Source organism: Arthrobacter sp. A2-55 (assembly GCF_025548615.1).
In the GTDB taxonomy this organism is placed as follows: domain Bacteria; phylum Actinomycetota; class Actinomycetes; order Actinomycetales; family Micrococcaceae; genus Specibacter; species Specibacter silviterrae.
Window position 1 is genome coordinate 1 of record NZ_JAJLOZ010000131.1, and the last position, 3,201, is coordinate 3,201.

At 58.8% G+C, this 3,201-nt stretch carries 5 protein-coding genes; 4 read left to right on the forward strand and 1 reads right to left on the reverse strand.

The features are described from left to right. Positions 1 to 602: 602 nt before the first annotated feature. Entirely contained in the window at positions 603 to 728 is a 126-nt protein-coding gene (locus LPN03_RS20515; protein ID WP_370875214.1) for a recombinase family protein, read from the forward strand. 15 nt (positions 729 to 743) lie between these two features. Here the strand turns inward: LPN03_RS20515 and LPN03_RS20520 are convergent, their stop codons facing one another. Then, a complete protein-coding gene (locus LPN03_RS20520) occupies positions 744 to 1,307 on the reverse strand; it encodes a recombinase family protein (protein WP_165183772.1) in 564 nt (187 codons plus the stop codon). Positions 1,308 to 1,551: 244 nt separating this feature from the next. Here LPN03_RS20520 and LPN03_RS20525 point away from each other — a divergent pair, with 244 nt between their 5' ends. The 3 genes from LPN03_RS20525 to LPN03_RS20535 all read left to right on the forward strand — a co-directional run bounded on the left by LPN03_RS20525 (position 1,552) and on the right by LPN03_RS20535 (position 3,024). Next, positions 1,552 to 1,875: a PadR family transcriptional regulator gene (locus LPN03_RS20525; RefSeq protein ID WP_165183773.1), complete on the forward strand. Its 324-nt coding sequence runs from the start codon at positions 1,552 to 1,554 to the stop codon at positions 1,873 to 1,875. A 224-nt stretch (positions 1,876 to 2,099) separates the two neighbouring features. Further along, on the forward strand, positions 2,100 to 2,303 hold the full coding sequence (locus tag LPN03_RS20530; RefSeq protein WP_165183774.1) for a hypothetical protein: 204 nt from the start codon (positions 2,100 to 2,102) through the stop codon (positions 2,301 to 2,303). 154 nt (positions 2,304 to 2,457) lie between these two features. Then, the gene (locus LPN03_RS20535; RefSeq protein WP_165183775.1) at positions 2,458 to 3,024 is read left to right on the forward strand and encodes a hypothetical protein; all 567 of its coding nucleotides are present in this window, start codon (positions 2,458 to 2,460) and stop codon (positions 3,022 to 3,024) included. Positions 3,025 to 3,201: the final 177 nt, after the last annotated feature.

Here is a 3,201-nt window from a genome sequence, read left to right on the forward strand (position 1 = left end):
GGCTAATAGCATTAAATCGCTATGACCGGAGGCCTGAGGTCATGCCCAGGTTTGTTTGCCTGTATATGGTTGCATATTCAACTACTACCCGAAGATTGCTTGGACTCTTTATCCATGGTCACCGGCGACAGTTGTTTGGACGCCGTAGATAGGCCAGCCTTCTAGGGGTCCCGCGGGGGCTAAGACAGGAAGGCTTTGACGCACCCTCAGCGTGTCAAAGCCCTTCCTGTCTTAGCCCCCCGCTGTTGCACCTTTGTTCTTGATGGGTTGAGAGTGTCCGTCGCGTTCTTGAGGTAGCTTTACAGACTTGGCTTGGTCTGTGCGTCGTGGGAATGGTTCGCCCACGCGGAGTGTCTCACTTCCAAGGAAACGGGACGTTCCCCGGCGGGACTCACCCGGGCCCGAAGTATCCGGGAATCACGCGTAACCTTCCCGTCCCAAAGTTATGCCACAACCGGCCGCCGGCTCCCGCGTACGGAACCAAGATCCGGTACGGTGCAGGCATGGATATTGGATACGCGCGGGTCTCAACGGCAAAGCAGAACCTGGGGCGCTAGCTGGCCGCCCTGGCGGACGCCGGCATCACGGCCGAACACATCCATGTGGACAGGAAATCCGGGGCCACCACGGACCGCCCAGGACTCACCGCGGCCCTTGCCCAGGTCCGGACCGGGGACGTGCTGGTGGTACACACCCTGAACGGCCCAGTACTCCTGAACGTGTCGTGAGCCGCCAAGGTTCGTTTACTGGGCGAGATGGCGGATGTATTGGTAGACAGTTTCGCGGCTGATGCCATATTCGCGGGCCAGGGCTGCTTTCGGTTCCCCGGCAACGGCACGTCGGGCTAATTCTGCCGCCTGTTCGGCGGTGAGGGCTTTTTTGCGGCCGCGGTAGGCGCCCCGTTTTTTGGCCAGGGCGATGCCTTCGCGTTGGCGTTCACCGATGAGGGCGCGTTCGAATTCCGCGAACGCGCCCATGACGGAGAGCTTGAGGTTTGCCAGGGGCGAGTCTTCGCCGGTGAAGACCAGGTTTTCCTTCACGAACTCGATGCGCACACCCTTGCCGGTCAGTTTCTGAACCACGGAGCGCAGGTCATCGAGGTTGCGGGCCAACCGGTCCATACTGTGTACGAGAACGGTGTCCCCGTCGCGGGCAAACCTCAGCAGCTCCTCCAACTGAGGCCGCTTGGTGTCCTTGCCCGATGCCTTGTCCGTGAACATCCTGGCGACCTGGATGTTGTCCAGTTGCCGCTGCGTGTTCTGGTCCAGACTGCTGACCCGAATATATCCCAGACGCTGGCCGCTCACAGTACCTCCACTAGTGAAACTGTCAGGATGAAATCTACGACCTTCGCCCGCATGTGTCAATAAATAAAAAACATAACTTTACTCTGACAGGTGACATGTCATCATGCCTGACGTCCGGTTGGGGCATACCTCAAACTGACATCGAAGATCAAACACGCAATCCTGTTCCGTTGCCACTCAGACCCCAAGGCAGCTTCGCGTGTAGGCACTTGCGCATCCATCTCGATATAGGTAGATTACCGGCATGGACAGTTTGCCAAGAATTACGGGCGCAACGGTGGATGTTTTGGAGGCCCTGCTTGCCAGCAGGGACCAGTGGGGATTGCTGATCATTAAGGAAACGGGCCGTCCGCCCGGAACTGTCTACCCGATCCTGGACAGGCTCGAGTCGGCCGGATGGGTGACATCGGCATGGGAGTCCTCAAGCGAACGCCCCGGGCCACGGCGTCGTTTCTATGCGCTGACAGCAGACGGCCGGGCTGCTGCCGTTGACGCCTCGCGTAAATTCCGGGCGAAGGCATCACCCTCGGCAAGAACCGCGCCCAGGCCCGTGGGGCTGGGCACATGAGCCGCCCAGGCCACCTGATACTCAAGATTGCCGTCTTGCTGTCACCGGTGGAACTCCGCGAAAGGAAACGAGAAGAGTACCTGGCCGATTTCCGGGATGCCGCGCTCTGTGGCATCCCGGAACGCCAGGTCGCCTGTGGTGCATTGGGGGCATCACTGCGCGCGCGAACGAAAGCAGTCCAACGAGGTCTCGCAGCGACTGAGTCAACCGAAAGGAAGAAACACATGAAAGCAGCACTATCGTCACTCGGGGCGGCAGCACTTCTGGCCGCAGCCGGCCTTGGCGTTTCGCTTCCGGCAACGTCGGCATCGCCGAGCGTAACGCACCTAACGAACGATGAAATGCAAAAGAACGTCGGCTGGACCGACATCTCCACACTGAACATCAGCAATGAACCAGCAACGTCCATGCCAATAGGGCAGCCCTAGAATATTCAACCAGCCGGATTCGCCGTCATCTTTATGCGATATAGATCGAGTAAGGTCTAATGGGTTCTAGCCTTGCATCAGCAGGCCGCAATCGTGGGCGGCCGGAGAAATTCGAACGGCTCCGGCTGCCCGCCAATTATTGGGAGGCAACAACTTGAAAACTATTACGCGCACGCTTCTGGGGATGGTGACGGCTGGATTGTTGTGCTTCGTACTGGCCGTTCCAGGGGCACAAGCCAATGATTCGGTCGTACCCGATGGTTCAGCGCTGCTCGAATCGGCCACGTCTCCGGTCGAGATGGGGTGGATCGATCCCGCTTCCCTGAACATCGTTGGATTTGAAGGACCCGCCACAAGTTCGGCGGCGTCTCCTGCCGAACTGGCCAAGTTTCAGACAGCCTTGCCCCAACTGCCAGCCACGCAGCGTAGTGGGATTCAGCCGCTGACCACACAGCCCAATTGCGCGGGCCGCATCGACTTCTACCGGTGGGTTCTTGAAAATGGAACCACCTATTGTTTCGCAAACGCTGGCGAACTCTATGCCAGCCCTGGAGTATGGGGCGTGCGGTACTTGTGTCCCGGCAACAACGTTGGTCGCACGTTGTATCAGGATGGAGTTGGGGTCAACATGTGGAGCTTGTGGCGCGGCCCGATGGCCAACTACAACACCTGTTACGACTTCGGTGGCCCCGTTGCGGGCAAGGGGTTGCAGATCCAATAGCGATTACGCGATTGTCCCGCCATCGCGAAATGCATCCGCATCCATCATCGCCTGCGCAGGGTAAGTGCCTTCACTTATGGCGGGCTGACAGTTTGCGATAGAGAACGACATCAATAAGGGTGCAGGGCATTGCCGAAACCGGCGATGCCCTGCACCCTTCCATGTGTGATGCAGTTC

Coding starts and splice junctions, on each gene's coding strand:
- LPN03_RS20530 (WP_165183774.1), top strand. CDS start 2,100: ATGAAAGCAGCACTATCGTCACTCGGGGCGGCAGCACTTCTGGCCGCA.
- LPN03_RS20525 (WP_165183773.1), top strand. CDS start 1,552: ATGGACAGTTTGCCAAGAATTACGGGCGCAACGGTGGATGTTTTGGAG.